Genomic DNA, 19,313 nt, shown 5'->3' with positions numbered 1-19,313 from the left:
GGTGCCTATTTCCCCATCAACTCACGGCGGAGGAACGCGTCGAGCAATGCGGCGCGGCGCGCGTCCTCTGCGTGATCGGCGCCGACCGAGTGCCCGCCCTCGAGATATTCGTGGAAGTAGACCGTGTTGCCGTTCGCCTTCAGCAGCGCAGCGAGCTTCCGTGCATGGCCGGGATGGACGCGGTCGTCCTTGGTCGAGCCATAGAACAGCACCGGCGGATAGCGTACGCCCGCCTTCACATTCTGGTACGGCGAATATTTGCTGATGAACGCCCACTCGGCGGGCTTGTCGGGATCGCCATATTCATCGATCCACGAGGCGCCGGCGGACAAATGCGAGTAGCGCTGCATGTCCTCGAGCGGCGAGCCCGCGATCACCGCGCCGTACAGATTGGGGCGCTGCTCCATCGCGACGCCGACCAGCAGGCCGCCGTTCGAGCGGCCGGAGATCGCGATCTTCTTCGGCGCGCTTACCCCCGTCTTGACCAAATCCTCGGCGACTGCATGCAGGTCGTCAAACACGTTTTGCCGCTTCTCGCGCAGGCCCGCCTGATGCCAGCGCGGCCCGTACTCGCCGCCGCCGCGGATATTGGCGAGGACGAACGCATTGCCCTGCTCGACCCAGAACAGCGCCAGCGGTCCGGCGCGGTACGGCTGGTCGGTCAGGTAGGTCGGCGTTTGCGCGTTGCGGAAACCACCATAAGCGTGGATCAGCGCGGGCGCGGGCTGCGACGCGCCCTTCTTCGTCACGAGGAAATAGGGCACGCGCGTGCCGTCCTTCGATGTCGCGAAATGCTGCGCTACCGCATATTTGCTCACGTCGAACTTCGGCGGGAGCGACTGGACCGACGTGACCTTCGCATCGGCGCCGATCGCATAGAGCGTCGGCGGGGTAAGCATCCCCTCCACGGTCGCGAACGCCATATCGCGCGCGCCCGAGCTGCCGGTGATGTGGATCGTGCTGTTGGCGGCGAGCGGCATCGCACGCTGCGACCAGCGGCCGTCAGCGCCGCGACGCAGCGCGATCAGCTTGCCCGACACGTCGTCGAGCACCTTGACCCACAGCACATTGTCGGTCGCGCTGACCTCCTCGACCGCCTGGCTCTTCGTCGGTGCCATGACCAACTCGGGCGTCGCACGCCCCGCGGCGGCGTCAGCAAGCGAATAGGCGACGAGCACGCCGGCGTCGAAGCCGTTCGCGGGCTTGCTGTACGACACGATCGCGCGGCCATCGATCACGTCGCGCACGTCCGCTCCCTGCGGCAGCGACAGCGGCACGAAGCGCCCGTCGGGCATCCGTACGATATAATCGCTCTGGAAGAAGGTCGTGTTGACCGCGATCATCGGCCAGCGCTGCTTTGCGTCGACGGGGGCGCTCACCTCAAGCCCGACGATCGAGGCGGGAGCCTCATGCACCGTCTTCGCCGCCGTGATGGCGGTGCCGCGCGTCCATACCTTGGCGATCCGGGGATAGCCCGACACGGTCAGCGATCCCGCGCCCCAGTCGCTCGCGACCAGCAGGTGATCGCGGTCGATCCAGGTATAGCGGCTCTTCGCCTCGGGCAGGACGAAGCCGCCGGGCACGAACGCGCCGGTCTTCAGGTCGAACTCGCGCACCACCTGCGCGTCGGTGCCGCCGGGGCTGAGCGCGACCATGCAGCGCGTGTAATCGGGCTCGAGGCACTGCGCGCCATGCCACACCCAGCTCTTGCCCTCCGCCTTGCCGAGCGCATCGACGTCGATCAGCGTGCGCCATGCGGGCTTGCCCGCGGTGTAGCTGGCGAGGCTGGCCACCCGCCACAGCCCGCGCGGGTGCGCCGCATCGCGCCACAGGTTGGTGACGCGGGCACCCAGGATGCTTTCCGGCTCTGCGATCTGCGCCTCGTCGTCGAGGATCGCCTTGGCGCGCGCGCGATCCTGTTCGTAGCGCGGATCGCGCGTCAGCAGCTGCTCGGTCTCGGCATTCCACGCCTTGACCTGGCCCAGCGCGCGACTGCCCTCGATATCCTCCAACCAGGCATAGGGATCAGCCGCGGGGGCAGCGGCGACAGCGAGAAGCGAAACGAGCGGAAGGAGCGATTTCATGGCTTAAGCGTAGCCTTCCTGCCGCACCCGCTCAACCGGCGTGTCGCGGCGATGAAGCGTATGGAGGCACGGTGGGGAAGGCCAAGCACGATCACAAACTGCAACTCGGGTTGGTCCGGATGCAGGCGGCGATGGCGAAGAGCGGCGAGCGCGCGGTCGTCGTGCTCGAAGGTCGCGACACCGCGGGTAAGGACGGCACGATCAAGGCGATCACCAGGCATCTGTCCGTCCGCAACACCCGCGTCATCGCGCTGCCGAAGCCGAGTGACCGCGAGCAGTCGCAATGGTACTTCCAGCGCTACGTGTCACACCTGCCCGCGGCCGGCGAACTCGTGATCTTCAACCGCAGCTGGTACAATCGCGCGGGCGTCGAGGTCGTCAACGGCTTCTCCACCCGCGCCGAGCAGGCGCAGTTCCTGCGCGACGTACCCGATTTCGAGCGCATGCTGGTCGAGAACGGGATCAAGCTGGTCAAGCTATGGCTCGACATCGACAAGGACGAGCAGGCGCGGCGGCTGGACATGCGGCGCACCAATCCACTCAAGGCGTTGAAGATGTCATCGCTCGACGCAGTCGCGCAGGACAAATGGGACGAATATTCGGCCGCACGCGACGTGATGCTGGAGCGGACGCATAGCGTGTGGGCGCCGTGGACCTGCGTGCGCGGTGACGACAAGCCCGCTGCGCACAAGGCGGTGATCCGTCACCTGCTCCACGCCGTCGCGGACGATGAGGTGTCGCACGACATCAAGCAACCGAACAGCGAGGTATCGTTTACCTTCGAGCTGGACGCGTTGAAGGACGGAAGGCTGGCGAAATAGGACGCGCACGCGTCAGCGGATCGGCTCGCACGCGATCCCGTCGCCGTCACCGTCCATGTTCTCGCGGTAGCCGGGCTCGTCGCGGTAGATCGGTGCAGTGCCGGCTGCGCGCGCATCGTTGCATCCGCCCCAGTGATCGCCCGGCTGCGGCTCGCGCGCACGCTTCACCCCTGTAGCCACAGCGACGCCATGAGCCACCTTCGTCACGGCAGCACGGCCTGTACCGGCGGTCGTGGTCGAGCCGACACCGACAACGGCGCCCACAACGCCCGCCCCGATCAGGATCGCGATGCTCTGCTTATGATTATGCTCCGACATGGAGCCGAGCTTAGTCGCCGATCGTAAATGCGCGGTAAGCGCCGCCGTCGCTCAGTCGCCGGTGATGCGCACCGGGCCAAGGTCACCCAGCCCGACCGACCCGCTCGCCATCGCCAGCATTGCATCGAGGCTCTTCTTCGCGCGGAGCCGCAGCCCTTCCTCGATCTCGATCCTAGGCGTCAGGTCGCGCAGGGCGACGTAGAGCTTCTCCATCGTGTTGAGCGCCATGTACGGACAGATGTTGCAGTTGCAGTTCCCGTCCGCGCCCGGCGCACCGATAAAGGTCTTGTCCGGCAGCGCCTTTTCCATCTGGTGGATGATGTGCGGCTCGGTCGCGACGATCAGCGTGTCGCCCGGCATCGCCATCGCATAGTCGAGGATGCCGCGGGTCGAGCCGACGTAATCGGCGTGGTCGAGGATCACCGCCGGGCATTCCGGATGCGCCGCGACCGGCGCGTGCGCGTGCTGCGCCTTGAGCTTCAGGAGCTCGGTCTCGCTGAACGCCTCGTGGACGATGCACACGCCCGGCCACAGGATCAGGTCGCGCCCGGTCTTTCGCGCGAGATAGCCGCCGAGATTGCGGTCCGGCCCGAAGATGATCGGCTGTGATGCCGGTATCTGGCTCAGGATCTTTTCGGCCGAACTGCTCGTCACGATGACATCGGACAGCCCTTTCACCTCGGCCGAGCAGTTGATGTAGGTCAGTGCGATCGCGTCAGGGTGTTGCGCACGGAACGCGGCAAATTGTTCGGGCGGACAGCTGTCCTCCAGGCTGCAGCCCGCGTCCATGTCGGGCAGCACCACCGTCTTGTTCGGGCTGAGGATCTTCGCGGTTTCGGCCATGAAACGCACGCCGCAGAAGGCGATCACGTCGGCATCAGTGTCAGCGGCCTTGCGGCTGAGGTCGAGGCTGTCGCCCACGAAATCGGCCAGATCCTGTATCTCGGGCTTTTGGTAGTAATGCGCGAGGATCACCGCATTGCGCTCACGGCGAAGGCGGTCGATCTCGGCGCGCAGATCGAGACCCGCGAGGTTGGTCGGCTGTTCCATGCGCCGCGATGTGGCCCGGCGCGCGCGCGCGATCAAGTCATTCGCGTCGTGGTCAGCGCTACCGATCAGGCAGCGTTGCCGAGCACTTCCTCCAGGCTGCGGGTAAGATCCCACTGCGTCGCATCGCGACCGCGCGGCTCACCGCGGAAGCGCACCTCGACGCTGACCGGCAGCCCTGCCGCGGCGAGCGTACCGCCGAACAGCCGTTCGAGCGCGGCGCGACCGTTCTCGCGCGCCTTGAGCATGTTCTGCGGCTCGCGCGCTTTCGCCTGGACCACGCGCGTCGCGGTGCCCGACACGCGGCGCTGCAATTCCGCCATCGCGTCGCGTGAAACGATCATGCCACGGGTCTGGTCGACCGTCACGTTGGCCTCGTCGATGTTGGCGCGTCCGACCACCACATCGGGCACCTCGACGAGCAGACGGCGGTTCGCCTCGTCGTAGCGGAAGTCGCGCGGAGAGAGCGACTGTAGCTCGACAAAGTAATCGACCTCGTACGGCGCCTTCACCACGCGGCTCGATGTCAGCCAGCCCCACATCCGGCTGGTGGCCGCGGTCGCCTGCACGATACCCGACAGGCGGCTGACGCGAAGGTCGCTGCTGCCATAGAGCCGCCCCGTGACTACGCGCGCGACCGCCAGGCCGTTCTCATCGGTCGCAACGGTGTAAGTGTCGGTGTAGCGGCGATAGCCGGCCACCGCGACCAGCACGATCGCGGCCGCGACCGCGAGGCCGATCGCCGTCTTGACGAGGTTGTTCATGCCGCCGCCAACCGCCACTGCTCACCATTTCCACGCGCCAGACCGCGCCGGTCGAGGTCGATCAGATGCGCGAGCACCGACCGCTCGGCGGCACCACGCAGCCGGTGGTCGAGCCCGACGTACATCTTCTCAACCAGCGTCGGGATCGTCCGCGCGCCTTCGGCGAGCAGGCGCATGATCTGCCCCTCGCGCTGCTTGCGATGTCCTAGCATACCGCGGACCAGCCGCTGCGGCCGATCGATCTCCAAGCCGTGGCCGGGGTAATAGACGCGGTCGTCACGGCCGAGCAGCTTCTCGAGGCTCGCCATATACTCACCCATGTCGCCATCGGGGGGCGAGATGACGCTGGTCGCCCATCCCATCACATGATCGCCCGAGAAAAGCGCATTCGTCTGATGCAACGCAAAGGCGAGATGGTTGCTGGTATGGCCCGGCGTTGCGATCGCCTCCAACGTCCAGTCGGAGCCGCTCACCCGCTCACCATCGGCTAGAACGCGATCGGGCGCATAGTCGGGATCGAAGGCGGCGTCGGCGCGTGGACCCCCGTCGCTGAGCGCGAACGGCGCGGCACCGACGATCGGCGCGCCCGTCTCCTGTGCGAGCCGACGCGCACCGGGGCTGTGATCGCGGTGGTGATGCGTGATGAGGATCGCGGTGACCGGCCGACCGCCGATCGCGCGCAGCAGCGCGGCGTGATGCGCGTCATCCGCTGGTCCCGGATCGATGATCGCGAGGTCGGTCGTCCCGACCAGATGGGTCTGCGTCCCCGTGTAGGTGTACGGTGAGGCATTGGGCGCAAGCACGCGGGTGACGAGCGGTTCGAGCTCGATCGCGAGCCCGGTCGGTGGCGGCGGCGTGGCGTCCATCGCCTGACCAGATGGCGGGTCGGGCGCGACGACGCAAGCGCCGCGCCCGGATGGCATCAGTCGATACCGGCCATCTGCGCCTTTACCTGCGCCAGCGCCTTGTCGACCTCGCGCAAGGCATCGGCGCGCTCGCTGCCCGACAGGTCACGGTCGGCGGCAAGGCTTGCGCGGGTCGTCGCAAGGCTGCCGAGCGCGGATCGAAGCGCGCTGTTGCTCTCGCGGAGCGCTTCCTGTCGCACACGCATCGCTTCGCGCTGCGCTTCCCGCGCCTCTCGCATTGCCTCGCGGCGAGCCTCCATACTTTCGCGCAGCGCTTCCTGCCGCGCCGAGTTCGCGTCACGCTGCGCTTCGCGAGCGTCAGCCATTGCCTCGCTGCTGACCCCGGTCACATCGCCGTCGCTGCCGGTCTCACAGATCAGCACTCGACGCCCGTTGCTTGAGCGCACGACAGAGGTCGCACCATCGACGCAACCACCGCGTCCGCTGCTCACCGCGACGGGCACGGCGGGCGGCACCGGCGTCGCCGGCGGAACGGGTGCTTGCGCATTGTAACCGGTCGACGGCGGCGGAGGGGGTACCGGCGGCACCGGTGCGATCGGCACCGGGTTCTGAGCGACATAGGCAGCGGCCTCGTCACCCGTCAGCACCGTGGCATGCCCGTTCTCCACGATGGTCACACGGCTCGTCGTTCGCGCATGGGCGAGCGGGCGCATCGCCTCTGCGAACGTGCGGTCGAGCGTGTCGAGGCGCAGGCCGGTGACGTGCTCGACCCCGTCGCGAACGCGCGCGGCGGCCGGCATGCCCGAGGCGGTCAGCGCGAGGCCGGTGCCGGCCAGCAGCGCCACCGCGCCGCCGCCGGCGGCAAGGCGGCGGCGTGACACGCGCCCGCGCGCCAGCATCCGCAACCGGCCCTTCAGATCGTTGATCGTGTTGAGGTGACACGCCGGCGTCAGCGCGCGCCCGTGCGCGGCCTTCACGATCGCGCAGCCGTAGGCGTGGCGGAACTCGGGCCCGGCGCCCGCCAAGACGCCGGCGTCGTTCGCCATCTCCTGGTCGGCGCGAAAAGCGCGGAAGGCGATCCAGGCGACCGGATTGAACCAATGCAGCGCGAGCAGCCCGAGCGCGACCCAGTTCGCCCACAGGTCACCGCGGTGGTGGTGGCCGACCTCATGCGCGAGAGCGAGTTCGCGTTCCTGTGCATCGTAGCGCTCGGCGAAGTCGCGCGGAAACGCGACCACGCGCCGCCACAGCCCGAACGCGAGCGGGCCGGTCGCGGCGGCGCTCTCGACCACCTCGACCGAGCCGATGTGCGTCAGCGGCACTGCAGTGCGCAGGACGCGAGCGCGGAAACGAAGATACTGAGTCAATTGCACTGCCAGGATCGCGACCGCACCCGAGAGCCACAACAGCGCCAGCCACCCGGCCGCCCCGGCCGGCTGCGTCACCGGTGCGACCAGCGCGGGGGCATCGGCAGGCGCGGTGTTCGCCATCAGCACCAGCGCGCGCTCGCCCATGCCGGTCATCGGCGTCGTGACGGTCGCGTGCCAGTCGTCGGGCAGTGGCGGCAACACCAGCCGCAGCAACGGCAGCAGCCAGAGCAGATACGCCACCTGCGCCCCGAACGCGCGCCGCACGGGCGCGCGCAGGACCAGCACCAGCAGCATCAGCGCGCTTGAGGCGACCAGCGCCTCCACGGCGAGCGCGATCATTGTTTCAGCGCCTTCAACAACGCTTCGATCTCGGCGATGTCCTGCCGCGACAATTCGTCGCGCTCGGCCAGATGCGCGACCAAGGGCGTCAGCTTGCCGCCGAACAGTCGGTCGATCAGCCGGCGCGACTCGCCGGAGACATAATCCTCGCGCGCGACCGCGGGCGAGTAGAGGTAGCGACGACCATCGACCTCATGCTGCACCGCGCCCTTGCCGAGCAACCGACCGAGCAGCGTCTTGACTGTCGCGGCACTCCAGGCGCGGGCGGGGTCGACGCGCTCGGTCACGTCCTGCGCGGTGAGCGGGCTCTCGTCCCACAGCACCTCCATCACCGCATGTTCGGCATCACTGATCCGCTCGGCCACTTGCGCCACCTCTCGTCAACTACAGCTGTAGTCTTGTCGCATCGACTACAAGCGTTGTCAACTACGCCGTGAGTGTCGACTGCCTTTACAGATGAAGCGCGCAGCCATCGCCAGTTAACCAATGGAAACGGCGCTGGCCGCCAATCAGCCAACATGGCATGACATCTGCAACACTGGCTGTGCTACCGAGCGCATGACGCTTCAGCTGGGCGGGTCGTCGCTGTATCGATCTCGCGACGCCCGCCCAACCCGGCATTCACGCAAGTCCTGCCCGCCCAAGACGCGCCGTCACAGCGTCGCCCCAAAGTCAGGCGAATTACTCTGCGGCGGCCGTCCCGGCGAACAACTCGGCCAGCTCGCCGCTTTCGTACATTTCCATCATAATGTCGGAGCCGCCGACGAACTCGCCGTTCACATACAGTTGCGGGATCGTCGGCCAATCGGAATAGGCTTTGATGCCCTGACGGATACCCTGATCCTGCAGCACGTCGACGCTCTCGAAGTCGACGCCCAGCCGCTCCAGGATCGCGATCGCGCGGCTGGAGAAACCGCATTGCGGGAACAGCGGCGTACCCTTCATGAACAGCACCACGGCATTGTTCTTCACCACGGCATCGATGCGGGCGTTGGCGTCGTCGGTCATGGTCTGTGCAATCCTGTTATGTAAGCGATGCGCTCGCCGTTATTTCGGTACGGCGGTGGTAAGCTGCAAGGCGTGGAGCACGCCGCCCATCCGTCCGCCCAGCGCCGCATAGACCGCCTGATGCTGGCGCACGCGCGGCATGCCCGCGAATGACGCGCTGGTGACCCGCGCCGACCAATGGTCCTTGTCGCCGGCCAGATCGGTCATCTCGACCTCAGCATCGGGAATACCGGCGCGGATCAGCGCGGCGATCTCATCACCTTCCATCGGCATCGCGCCTACTCCGCCTTGAGGAGCTGACGACGCGCCTCGATCATCTGCTGCGCCAGTGCCTGACGTACCTGCGTTTCATCGGTCGCCACGCCGGCCGCAGTCAGGTCGCCCAGCAGCTTGCGCATCACGTCCTCATCGCCGGCCTCCTCGAAGTCGGCCTGGACGACCGACTTGGCGTAGGCGTCGGTTTCCTCGGGCGTCAGCTTCATCAGCGCCGCCGCCCATTGTCCGACGAGCTTGTTCCGCCGCGCGGTGACGCGGAACGCCATGTCCTCGTCGCGCGCATATTGGTTCTCGAATCCGCGATCACGGTCGTCAAAGGTCGTCATGGCAGCTCCCGTTGCTCGTCCTCGACGGATAGAGCGCGCGCACGGCACAAGCAACGGGGCCCCTGCCGGCCTAGTCGGCGACGCGCACCACCAGCTTCCCGATCGCCTGCCGTGCCGCCATCTTGGCGATCGCGTCACCGCCCTGCTCGAGCGGAAACACTTGCGTAACGCGCGGTGCGATGCGGCCATCCTTCCACAGCTCGAACAGCTGCTGGATGTTGGCGCGATTGGCTTCCGGGTCACGCGCGGCGAACGCGCCCCAGAACACGCCGCACACGTCGCAGCTTTTCAGCAAGGTGAGGTTGAGCGGCAGCTTGGGGATGCCGGCGGGAAAGCCGATGACGAGGTAGCGCCCTTCCCAGCCGATCGAGCGCAGCGCGGGTTCGGCATAGTCGCCGCCCACCGCGTCGTAGATCAGCTGGAAGCCGGCCTTGCCGCCCTTTTCCTTGAACTGTTCGGCCAGCGCCTTCGACTCGTCCTTGTTGAACGGTCCGCGGCCATAGACGATCACGTCGTCCGCACCCGCGTCGCGCACTGCCTGCGCCTTCTCCTCGCTCGACACCGCGCCGATCACGCGCGCACCGAAAGCCTTGCCGAGTTCGACCGCCGCCAGCCCGACTCCGCCCGCCGCACCCAGCACCAGCAGGTTATCGCCTGCCTTGATATGTCCGCGATCGACCAGCGCGTGGATCGTCGTGCCGTAAGTCAGCAGCAGCGCGGCGGCTTCCTCGAAACTGCGTTCCTCGGGCACGGGATAGAGCGCGTTTTCGGCGAACAGCGCCTTCTCGCTCAACCCGCCCATGCTGGTGTTGCCCATGACGCGGTCGCCGACCTTGAAGCGGGTCACCCCCGCGCCGACCTGTTCGACCACGCCCGACACCTCGCCACCCGGTGCGAACGGGCGCGGCGGGCGCATCTGATACTTGTCCTCGATAACGAGCACGTCGGGAAAGTTGATCGCGCACGCCTTGATCGCGACAACGACCTGCCCCTCGCCAACGGCGGGATCGGGCAGTTCGCCGATCTCCAGTGTTTCAGGTCCGCCCGGCGCCCTCGACAGCAATGCCCGCATTTCCGCTCCTATCCTTGATCCAGGGGCGCTGCTGATGCATCGCCTCCTCGAATTTCGAAATCGCGGTATCCTTTGCCAGCGTCAGACCGACCTCGTCCAGCCCCTCCATCAGGCAGCGGCGACGAAACGGATCGAGCGCAAAGGTGAAGCGGTCCTGGTACGGCGTGGTGACCGTCATCGTCTCCAGATCGACGGTGATCTCCTGATCCTGCGCGACCGCGATCAGTCGGTCGATCGCCTCCTGCGGCAGCACCACCGTGACGATGCCGTTCTTGAACGCATTGCCGGAAAAGATGTCGGAGAAACTCGGCGCGATCACCGCGCGTACGCCCATGTCGGCGAGCGCCCAGGCAGCATGCTCGCGACTCGACCCGCAGCCGAAGTTATCGCCCGCGATCAGGATCGGGCTGCCGGCAAAGCGGGGATCGTCGAAAATGTTGCCGGGTTGCGCGCGCACCACCTCAAACGCGCCGCGGCCTAGCCCCGAGCGCTTGATCGTCTTGAGCCAATGCGCGGGGATGATGACGTCAGTATCGACGTTCTTTTGCCCCCACGGATAAGCCGTGCCCAAGACGCGCATCACCGGCTCCATCGCGTCAGCGCGCCGACTTGGCCGGGCGCGGCGTATTGGCGCCCGCAGCCACCTTGCCGACCGCCGCATAGGCCGCGACGCCGCTCACGGCTGCACCTGCGACGAGAAGTGCCAGAACGATCTTCATGGTTTTGTCCCCGTTGTCGTTGTTCAGATCAGGTCGCGCACGTCGGTCAATCGACCGCTGACCGCCGCCGCCGCCGCCATTGCGGGGCTTAGCAGATGCGTACGCGCGCCGGGACCCTGCCGCCCGACGAAATTCCGGTTGGATGTCGACGCGCAGCGCTCACCAGGCGGCACCTTGTCAGGGTTCATCGCCAGGCACATCGAACAGCCCGGTTCGCGCCACTCGAACCCGGCTTCCGCAAAGACGCGATCGAGCCCCTCCGCTTCAGCCTGACGCTTGACGAGGCCCGAGCCCGGCACGACCATCGCGCGGACGCCAGCGGCGACACGCCGGCCGCTCGCTACCTGCGCGGCGGCGCGCAAATCCTCGATCCGGCTGTTGGTGCAGCTGCCGATGAAGACGTGCTGGACGGCCACGTCCTGCATCCGCGTGCCCGGCGTCAGCCCCATATAGTCGAGCGACTTGCGCGCCGCCGCCTGCTTCGACGGATCGGCGAAGCTCTCCGGCTCGGGCACGACGCCGGTAATCGCGACCACATCCTCGGGGCTGGTGCCCCAGGTGAGCGCGGGCGCGATGTCGCTCGCCGACAAGGTCACGGTGCGATCATAGCGCGCACCCGCGTCGCTCGGCAGCGTGCGCCACCATTCGACCGCGCGGTTCCAGTCGGCGCCGGAAGGCGCCATCGGGCGGCCTTTCAGATATGCAAAGGTCGTCTCGTCGGGCGCGATCATGCCGGCGCGCGCGCCGCCCTCGATGCTCATGTTGGCGACCGTCAGCCGCCCCTCGACCGACAGGTTGCGGATCACCTCGCCGGTGAATTCGATCACATAGCCCGTGCCGCCGGCCGCGCCGATGCGGCTGATGATCGACAGCACCACGTCCTTCGCCGACACGCCAAAGCCGAGCGTGCCGTCGACGCGCACCTCCATCGTCTTCGACGGCGACAGGATCAGCGTCTGCGCCGCGAGCACGTGCTCGACCTCGCTGGTGCCGATTCCGAAGGCGAGCGCGCCGAGTGCACCATGCGCCGACGTGTGGCTGTCGCCGCACACGACCGTGGTGCCGGGCAAGGTAAAGCCCTGTTCCGGCCCAACGACGTGGACGATCCCCTGCTCCGCCGCCAGCGCATCGATGTACGGCACGCCGAAGTCGGCCACGTTGCGGCGCAGCGCGTCCAACTGCTCCGCGCTGTCACGATCGGCAATCGGCAACTCGCGCCCAGCGGCGTCGACCCGCGCGGTTGTGGGCAGGTTATGGTCGGGCACCGCGAGCGTCAGGTCGGGGCGACGTACCCGGCGATTGCCGACGCGCAAGCCCTCGAACGCCTGCGGACTGGTCACTTCGTGAACGAGGTGGCGGTCGATGTAGAGGAGGCAGGAGCCATCGTCGCGACGCTCCACGACATGGGCGTCCCAGACCTTTTCGTACAATGTGCGTGGTTGGTGTGACATCGCGCGCGCCTTAACCAAGAAGCGCCGCTGGCGAAAGGAAACAATGCAGAAACAGCGAAGAACGCTTCGTTTATTTCACTCGATCACTGCGGCTCACCGCAGCGTCGATGAAGGCGACGCTTTCGTCCAGCACCGGTGCCAGCCGACGAAACGGCACCGACAGCGCCATGACGACATTCTCGTGGGTCAGTCCGTCATGCTCGACCAGCTTCGCGCGACCGCCGGCCGCCTTCACGCGCTCGAACAGGTGATAAGCGTTGTACGGTCGCACCTGCGTATCGCGGCTGCTGGTGACGAGCAGCAGCGGCGGGGCGTCACCGCGCGCGAACGTGACCGGCTGCGTCGCCATCGGATCGGCGACGCCCAGCATCGCCTCGCGCGAGCGCGGCTTGTCGAAGGGGTAGAAATCGTAGGGACCGCTCAAACCCACCGCTGCCTTGACGATGTGCGGGTCGACGCCTTCCGCGCGCAGCCAGCGCTGGTCTAACGCGAGCATGACGGCGTTGTATGCGCCCGCCGAATGCCCCGCGAGCGCGACTCGGGCCGGGTCGCCGCCGTATTCGGCGACGTGGTCGCGCACCCAGTGCACCGCCGCCGCGCCGTCCTGCACGAAGGTCGGGAAGCGCACCTGCGGGACCTTGCGGTAGTCGGGCACGACCACGACGAACCCGGCACGAGCGAACGCGCGTGCGGCAAAGGCGTAACTGCGCCGATCGCCGTTCGCCCAGCCGCCACCGTAGATGAAGACGATCACCGGCCGCTTGCCCGCCGCGGGCTTGGTCGGGCGCCACACATCGAGCGTCTGCCCGTTGCTCCCGAACGGCACCGCGTCGCCGGCGAGTTCGACGCCGCGTCCGCCGCCCATCGCCCGGTCGAACCAACTCAGCACGCGCGGCGCAGGCACGAACAGGTAGACCGCAGCCGCCACCAGCAACACCGCGGCGAGCGCGCCGATCGACCAGCGCCACATCATCGCCGCGCCACCATCAGATTCAGGAAACGTAGTTGGCGGTCGTCTTGGCCTCGACCTCGTCCGCGGTGATGCCGGGCGCGAGCTCGACCAGCCGGAACGGCGACTGGTGATCGGGGCGTTGGAACACCGCCAGATCGGTAACGATCATGTCGACGACGTTCCTGCCCGTCAGCGGCAGCGAGCACGCCGGGATGAACTTCGGGCTGCCGTCCTTGGACGTGTGCTCCATCACGACGATGATCTTCTTGACGCCCGCAACGAGGTCCATCGCGCCGCCCATGCCCTTGATCATCTTGCCCGGGATCATCCAGTTGGCGATGTCGCCGTTCTGTGCCACCTCCATCGCGCCGAGCACGGTCAGGTCGATGTGCCCGCCGCGGATCATCGCGAAGCTTTGCTCCGATCCGAAATAGGCACTCTGTGGCAGTTCGCTGATCGTCTGCTTGCCGGCGTTGATCAGGTCGGCGTCCTCCTCGCCCTCGTACGGGAATGGGCCGATGCCGAGCATCCCGTTCTCCGACTGGAGTGTCACCGTCATGCCATCGGGGATGTTGTTCGCGACCAGCGTCGGGATGCCGATGCCGAGGTTGACGTAGAAGCCGTCCTGCAGCTCCTTCGCCGCGCGCGCGGCCATGCCGTTGCGGTCCCAGCCCGTCTTCTCAGCCATTATCTCACTCCTTCGGGCGTCTGGCTCCAGCGGCGCTCCGCGGGAAAGGTATCGTCCCAGCCCGAGCCGAGCCCGGTGCCGTAGACGGGATTGGGCAGGATGAACCACCCTGCGCCCCAGCGTGCAACGAGACGGCTGGTGCTGGGCAACAGGCGCCGGCCCGAGGCGGGCGCTGGCCCTGGCGGGTTGAAGAAATCGGCGAAGTCGCCGAGCTGATCGCCCATCTGCGCGACAACGCAGTAACGCTCAGCAATCGCTTGGCGGCGGCCGTCCTTGCCCGACTTGCCGTCTGCGTCGCCCTTCAGCCACAACGTCTTGCCGTGCTCGAACGTGCCGAGCCCGGCATCGGCAAGCGCGCGTGCGGTGTCGGCGGCGTTGGCGGCGCTGCGATTGGTGTTGATGACGACCGCGACGCCCGCCGCGTGCAGTTGCCGGAACGCCGCCACCGCGCCGGGTACCGCCACGACCTTGTCCGCGCCGCCACGCTCCCACGCGTCCCATCGCTTGGCGTCATACGCCTGCCCGGTCTGCGCGTCGTTATATTCGTAGCCGAGGTTCAGGACCGTCGTCTCGTCCATGTCGAGCACCACCGCGGGCGGCAGCGTGCCGCACGACGTCGGCTGCGGCACCGCGGCGGTCGATCCCGCCGCCAGTACCGCCGACGCACTCACGGGCCAGCGCGGCAGCGTGCCGGCAGCACGCTGGTGCGGCAGCCGCCCGCGTGCGTCGCGCGCACGGTCGAGCAGCGCGCGAACGTAGCCGAGCATCCCGTTATACGCCTGCTCGCTCAGCGCATCCGCCTCGGCCGAGCCGTAGAGGTACGCCATACTGGCGGGTGGCGCCGACGGGATCATCGGCGGCATGCCGGGTAAAGCCACGTCAACTCGTGGCTGCGTCGCACACCCGACCAGCGCCGTTGCCGCCGCGAGCACCCCGATTAGCGTTAGCCGCACGGCGTCAGACCTCGCTGCCCGCCGCCGCGCTCGCCTCGGCGCGCGGTCGGGTCAGGCGGAACTCGATCTTCTTGTCATATGGCGCGCCGACGATCATCCGCTTGACGTAGATGCCGGGCAAATGGATGTGATCGGAGTCGAGCGTGCCGACTGGCACCACTTCCTCCACCTCAGCGACGCAGACGCGCCCTGCGGTCGCCATCGGCTGGTTGAAGTTCCGCGCTGTCTTGCGGAAGATGAGGTTGCCGCTCTCGTCCGCCTTCCACCCCTTGATGATCGAGATGTCGGCGCGGATACCGCGTTCGAGGATGTAATCCTCTCCGTCGAACGACTTTACCTCCTTGCCCTCGGCTACCAGCGTGCCGACGCCCGTCTTGGTATAGAAGCCGGGGATGCCCGCACCGCCCGCGCGGCACCGTTCCGCAAGCGTCCCCTGAGGGCAGAACTCGACCTCGAGCTCACCGGACAGATATTGCCGCTCGAACTCCTTGTTCTCGCCGACGTAGCTCGAAATCATCTTCCTGACCTGGCGCGTGCGCAACAGCTTGCCGAGCCCCTCGCCGTCGATCCCGGCATTGTTGCTGGCGATTGTCAGGTCGCGGGTCCCCGCGTCGCGGATCGCGTCGATCAGCCGCTCGGGCACGCCGCACAGACCGAACCCGCCGGCACAGATCGTCATGCCGTCGAACAGCAGACCGTCGAGCGCCGCGGCCGCATCGGGGTAAAGCTTCTTCATCACAGCCTCTCTCTCGGCCAGTCGCTTAACGGGGCGCAGGCAACGCGGTCAACGTCGCAGAGAACCGGCCGGTCGAATGGGCAAGGACGAGGGCCGCCGCGATCAAAACGACCCCGGCATGACGCCGAGCGCGCGCGCTAGATCGTCGAGCGCCTGCCCCTCGCTCTCGACCTTGATCGCCGCCATCCCCAGCGCCGCCGCCGGTTTGCAGTTGATGCCGAGATCGTCGAGGTAGACGCACTGGTCCGCCGCCTTCCCAAGGGTGTCGAGCATCATGCGGTAGATCTTCGGATCGGGCTTGCGCAGGCCCACCTTGCTCGATTCGATCACATGGTCGAAGCGTTCGAGCACTTCCGCGACCTGCGCAGCCTTTTCGGCGTTGCGCGACATGCCGGCGCCCTCGCCTGCGGGCACGTTGTTGGTGATGCAGCCGAGGTGATAGCCGTTGTGCTTCAACCAATCGAGCGCGTGGACCATGCGTGGCCGGATGTCGCCCGCCAGCAGCGCCAGCACGTCGTCGCCGCGCAATTCGTGCCCCAGCGCGCGCGCTTCTGCGGCGAAGGCGGCATCGAAGCCCGCGGCGTCGATCTCCGCGCGCTCGAAACGCGCCCAGGCGTTGGTGTCGGGATCGGTCGCGTTGATGCGGCGGATCAGGTTCTCCGGCAGCCCGCGCTCACGCTCCATCCGCGCGAACGCCTCAAAGGGTGACGACGTGATGACGCCGCCGAAGTCGAAGATCACCGTGTCACGCACTTGGCCCTGCCCCCTTCATCGTTCGCCGCGCTCATCGCCGCTCCCGCGACGCTTGTCCACGTGGGTCAATGCTGCAGCGTCAATCCAGGCCGCGCCCAGCGCGTCTTCACCAGCCGCCCGGTGCCTGACAGCGTGATGTACGTATCCATCATGTCCGCGCCGCCGAACGCGATGTTGGTGGTGAAGACGTCGTCGGTGGCGACGAACTCGACCAGCTCGCCTGCGGGCGAGACGACGCTGATGCCGCATTCGCCGATCGTCGCGATGCAGATGTTGCCCGACGCCTCCATGCCCAGCGAATCGAAGAACTTGTACCCCGCCGGTCGGTACAGCGGGATGCCCGGACCCCCCGGCCCCGCGTCCGCCGCGACCTTGCCCGGTGCGGTCACGTTGAACTTCATCAGCCGGCAGGTGTAGGTTTCCGCGGCGTAGAGCGTTTGGCCATCGGGCGAGAGGCCGATGCCGTTGGGGTTCATCGACGGAAAGATCACCTCCTCGATGAAGCTGCCGTCCGCTTTCGCGTAGAAGACGCCGACGACGTCGTGGCAACGCTTGGCATAGTCGATCTTGCCGTGATCGGTGAACCAGAAGCCGCCGTGCGCATCGAACACGATGTCGTTGGGGCCGCGCAGGGTAACGCCGTGATCGCCCGAGCGGTACAGCACCTCGACGCGGCCGGTCGCAGGATCGATCCGCTCGATCCGTCCGCCCGAATAATCCGCCGCAATGCCGTGGGGCGCGAGCATTCCGTTGCTCTCGACATAATGGAACCCGCCGTTGTTGCAGCAATAGAGCATCCCGTTGGGGCCGAGTGCCAGGCCGTTGGGGCCGCCGCCGGGGGTCGCCACCACCACCTTGCGCCCATCAGGCGTCACGCGCGTGATGCGCCCCGCTTCAATCTCGACCAGAATGACGCTGCCATCAGGCATGACGACCGGCCCCTCGGGAAAGCGCAACCCATCCGCCACCAGCTCGAACGCCGCCATGATCCTCTCCTTCTGTTCTGAGCGGAGGATCGAACAGGCCGTCACCGAGCGCAAGCGCTTGCCGCCTCACGCTGCCGCGCGCTAGGCAGCGACCATGCAAAGCAACACGACCGAGACCATCAGGACCGGCGGGCGCATCCTCGTCGACCAGCTCGTCGCACAAGGCTGCGAGCGGATCTTCACCGTACCGGGGGAGAGTTTCCTGGCGGTGCTCGACGCGCTGGTCGACGTGCCCGCAATCCAGACGGTGGTGTGCCGGCAGGAGGGCGGAGTCGCCTTCATGGCCTGTGCCGATGGCGCGCTGACGCATCGTCCCGGCATCGCGTTCGTCACGCGCGGGCCGGGTGCGACCAACGCCAGCATCGGGGTTCACGTCGCGCGGCAGGACTCGCAGCCGATGATCCTGTTCGTCGGCGATGTCGACCGCGGCACGCGCGACCGCGAGGCGTTTCAGGAAATAAACTTCGAGGCGATGTTCGCCCCCGTCGCCAAATGGGCCGCTCGCATCGACGACGCGCGCCGTATTCCCGAATATGTCGCGCACGCCTATGCGGTCGCGATGAACGGACGCCCCGGCCCGGTCGTGCTAGCGCTGCCCGAGGACATGCTGCTCGACCGAGTCGAGGCGGTCGATCGCCCGCGCGTCGAGCGCGCGGCGCAGGCACCCGGCACCGCGGCCATGGCGCAACTCGCCGATCTGCTCGCCACTGCCGAGCGGCCGGTGGCGGTGATCGGCGGCGCGGGCTGGGACGAGCGCGCGGCCGAGAATATCGCCGCCTGGGCGGACCGCACCGGCGTACCGCTGGTGGCCGCGTTCCGGCGACAGGACGCGGTGCCGAATGACTGCCCGGCCTATGCGGGCAACCTTGGCTACGGCCCCAACCCCAGACTGGTCTCGCGGGTAAAGGACGCCGACCTGCTGCTGGCGATCGGTCCGCGCCTGGGCGAGGCGACGACCGACGGCTACACGCTCGTCACACCCGAGCATCCCGGGCAGCGGCTGGTTCACGTTCACCCGGACGCGAACGAGCTCGGCATGACCTATCGCACCGATCTTGCGATCTGCGCCGGCATGCCGGAGTTCGCCGAGGCACTGCTGACGATCGACGGCCCCGCTCACCCGAGTGCCGCCGGGGCGCGCGCCGAGTACGAAGCGTGGACAACGCCGGCTTCCCGCAAAGGCGTGGCGCTCGACCTCGGCCCATGCGTCACCGCGATGCGCGAGCGCCTGCCCGCCGACACGATCATCTGCAACGGGGCGGGTAATTTCTCGGGCTGGTGGCACCGCTACTGGCGCTACGCCGGTCCGGGCACGCAGCTTGCGCCCACCAGCGGCGCGATGGGCTATGGCGTGCCCGCGGCGGTTGCGGCAAGCCTGCGTCGCCCCGGGCGGACGGTCGTCGCGGTGGCAGGCGACGGCGACTTCCTGATGAACGGGCAGGAGCTTGCGACCGCGGTGCAGCACGATGCGTCGCTGCTGCTGATCCTCGTCGACAACGGCGCCTATGGCACGATCCGCATGCACCAGGAGCGCGAGTTTCCCCGCCGCGTGTCGGCGACGCAGCTCCACAATCCCGACTTCGCGGCGCTCGCGCGAGCCTACGGCTGCTGGGCGGAGACCATCGAAACAACAGCTGATTTCGCACCCGCGCTCGACCGCGCGATGGCACAGGACGGCGTGCGGCTGCTGCATCTAAAGACCGACGTCGAGGCCATCACCGCTGCGACGACGCTTGAAGCGATCCGCAGCCGCTAACGCAGGATCGACGACCAGATCCCGCAAA

General features: G+C 67.5%; 22 protein-coding genes. 2 read left to right on the top strand and 20 right to left on the bottom strand.

All coding sequences use genetic code 11. From position 1 onward, the window contains the following. Positions 1–5 precede the first annotated feature (5 nt). A complete protein-coding gene (locus SMN802W_RS0106440) occupies positions 6–2,084 on the bottom strand; it encodes a prolyl oligopeptidase family serine peptidase (RefSeq protein WP_019516082.1) in 2,079 nt (692 codons plus the stop codon). Positions 2,085–2,155: 71 nt separating this feature from the next. Here SMN802W_RS0106440 and ppk2 point away from each other — a divergent pair, with 71 nt between their 5' ends. Then, positions 2,156–2,905: a polyphosphate kinase 2 gene (gene ppk2 / locus SMN802W_RS0106435; RefSeq protein WP_019516081.1), complete on the top strand. Its 750-nt coding sequence runs from the start codon at positions 2,156–2,158 to the stop codon at positions 2,903–2,905. Between the two features lie 12 nt (positions 2,906–2,917). Here the strand turns inward: ppk2 and SMN802W_RS0106430 are convergent, their stop codons facing one another. From SMN802W_RS0106430 to SMN802W_RS0106340, 19 genes are all read right to left on the bottom strand, one after another. Beyond that, a complete protein-coding gene (locus SMN802W_RS0106430) occupies positions 2,918–3,223 on the bottom strand; it encodes an excalibur calcium-binding domain-containing protein (protein ID WP_019516080.1) in 306 nt (101 codons plus the stop codon). Between the two features lie 51 nt (positions 3,224–3,274). After that, on the bottom strand, positions 3,275–4,273 hold the full coding sequence (nadA, locus tag SMN802W_RS0106425) for a quinolinate synthase NadA (protein ID WP_019516079.1): 999 nt from the start codon (positions 4,271–4,273) through the stop codon (positions 3,275–3,277). 65 nt (positions 4,274–4,338) lie between these two features. Continuing rightward, positions 4,339–5,034, bottom strand: a complete 696-nt coding sequence (locus tag SMN802W_RS0106420; RefSeq protein WP_019516078.1) for a DUF4230 domain-containing protein — start codon at positions 5,032–5,034, stop codon at positions 4,339–4,341. After that, positions 5,031–5,900, bottom strand: coding sequence for an MBL fold metallo-hydrolase (locus SMN802W_RS0106415; protein WP_019516077.1), 870 nt, complete (start codon positions 5,898–5,900; stop codon positions 5,031–5,033). The genes SMN802W_RS0106420 and SMN802W_RS0106415 overlap by 4 nt, the downstream gene beginning before the upstream one ends. 56 nt (positions 5,901–5,956) lie before the next feature. Then, the gene (locus tag SMN802W_RS0106410; RefSeq protein WP_019516076.1) at positions 5,957–7,609 is read right to left on the bottom strand and encodes a M56 family metallopeptidase; all 1,653 of its coding nucleotides are present in this window, start codon (positions 7,607–7,609) and stop codon (positions 5,957–5,959) included. Further along, positions 7,606–7,974: a BlaI/MecI/CopY family transcriptional regulator gene (locus tag SMN802W_RS0106405; RefSeq protein ID WP_026325828.1), complete on the bottom strand. Its 369-nt coding sequence runs from the start codon at positions 7,972–7,974 to the stop codon at positions 7,606–7,608. The genes SMN802W_RS0106410 and SMN802W_RS0106405 overlap by 4 nt, the downstream gene beginning before the upstream one ends. Positions 7,975–8,290: 316 nt before the next feature. Beyond that, entirely contained in the window at positions 8,291–8,617 is a 327-nt protein-coding gene (gene grxD, locus SMN802W_RS0106400; RefSeq protein ID WP_019516074.1) for a Grx4 family monothiol glutaredoxin, read from the bottom strand. Between the two features lie 39 nt (positions 8,618–8,656). After that, entirely contained in the window at positions 8,657–8,890 is a 234-nt protein-coding gene (locus SMN802W_RS0106395; RefSeq protein WP_026325827.1) for a BolA/IbaG family iron-sulfur metabolism protein, read from the bottom strand. 5 nt (positions 8,891–8,895) lie between these two features. Further along, entirely contained in the window at positions 8,896–9,219 is a 324-nt protein-coding gene (locus tag SMN802W_RS0106390; RefSeq protein WP_019516072.1) for a DUF1476 domain-containing protein, read from the bottom strand. Positions 9,220–9,289: 70 nt separating this feature from the next. Beyond that, entirely contained in the window at positions 9,290–10,291 is a 1,002-nt protein-coding gene (locus SMN802W_RS0106385) for an NADPH:quinone oxidoreductase family protein (protein WP_019516071.1), read from the bottom strand. Further along, on the bottom strand, positions 10,254–10,883 hold the full coding sequence (leuD, locus tag SMN802W_RS0106380; RefSeq protein ID WP_026325826.1) for a 3-isopropylmalate dehydratase small subunit: 630 nt from the start codon (positions 10,881–10,883) through the stop codon (positions 10,254–10,256). Before leuD ends, SMN802W_RS0106385 begins: the two co-directional genes overlap by 38 nt. A gap of 4 nt (positions 10,884–10,887) precedes the next feature. After that, positions 10,888–11,010 carry a hypothetical protein gene (locus SMN802W_RS18815; RefSeq protein ID WP_019516069.1) on the bottom strand — a complete coding sequence of 41 codons (123 nt, stop codon included), beginning with the start codon at positions 11,008–11,010 and terminating at the stop codon, positions 10,888–10,890. 23 nt (positions 11,011–11,033) lie between these two features. Further along, on the bottom strand, positions 11,034–12,461 hold the full coding sequence (leuC, locus tag SMN802W_RS0106370; RefSeq protein WP_026325825.1) for a 3-isopropylmalate dehydratase large subunit: 1,428 nt from the start codon (positions 12,459–12,461) through the stop codon (positions 11,034–11,036). 70 nt (positions 12,462–12,531) lie between these two features. Next, complete coding sequence (locus SMN802W_RS0106365) at positions 12,532–13,434, bottom strand: alpha/beta hydrolase fold domain-containing protein (RefSeq protein ID WP_019516067.1); 903 nt, start codon at positions 13,432–13,434, stop codon at positions 12,532–12,534. A 19-nt stretch (positions 13,435–13,453) separates the two neighbouring features. After that, complete coding sequence (locus tag SMN802W_RS0106360) at positions 13,454–14,101, bottom strand: CoA transferase subunit B (protein ID WP_019516066.1); 648 nt, start codon at positions 14,099–14,101, stop codon at positions 13,454–13,456. Further along, positions 14,101–14,928, bottom strand: coding sequence for an HAD family acid phosphatase (locus tag SMN802W_RS0106355; protein WP_019516065.1), 828 nt, complete (start codon positions 14,926–14,928; stop codon positions 14,101–14,103). The genes SMN802W_RS0106360 and SMN802W_RS0106355 overlap by 1 nt, the downstream gene beginning before the upstream one ends. Before the next feature lie 130 nt (positions 14,929–15,058). Continuing rightward, entirely contained in the window at positions 15,059–15,790 is a 732-nt protein-coding gene (locus tag SMN802W_RS0106350) for a 3-oxoacid CoA-transferase subunit A (RefSeq protein ID WP_019516064.1), read from the bottom strand. 102 nt (positions 15,791–15,892) lie between these two features. Next, a complete protein-coding gene (locus SMN802W_RS0106345; protein WP_019516063.1) occupies positions 15,893–16,543 on the bottom strand; it encodes an HAD-IA family hydrolase in 651 nt (216 codons plus the stop codon). Positions 16,544–16,608: 65 nt separating this feature from the next. Beyond that, positions 16,609–17,529 carry an SMP-30/gluconolactonase/LRE family protein gene (locus tag SMN802W_RS0106340; protein ID WP_019516062.1) on the bottom strand — a complete coding sequence of 307 codons (921 nt, stop codon included), beginning with the start codon at positions 17,527–17,529 and terminating at the stop codon, positions 16,609–16,611. A gap of 94 nt (positions 17,530–17,623) precedes the next feature. On the opposite strand from SMN802W_RS0106340, the gene SMN802W_RS0106335 reads away from it, so the two are divergent. Next, on the top strand, positions 17,624–19,285 hold the full coding sequence (locus SMN802W_RS0106335; protein WP_019516061.1) for a thiamine pyrophosphate-binding protein: 1,662 nt from the start codon (positions 17,624–17,626) through the stop codon (positions 19,283–19,285). The last annotated feature ends 28 nt before the right edge of the window (positions 19,286–19,313 follow it).

The organism is Sphingomonas sp. Mn802worker, assembly GCF_000382485.1.
Lineage (GTDB): Bacteria > Pseudomonadota > Alphaproteobacteria > Sphingomonadales > Sphingomonadaceae > Sphingomonas.
This window is presented reverse-complemented; position numbering and strand designations above follow the sequence as displayed.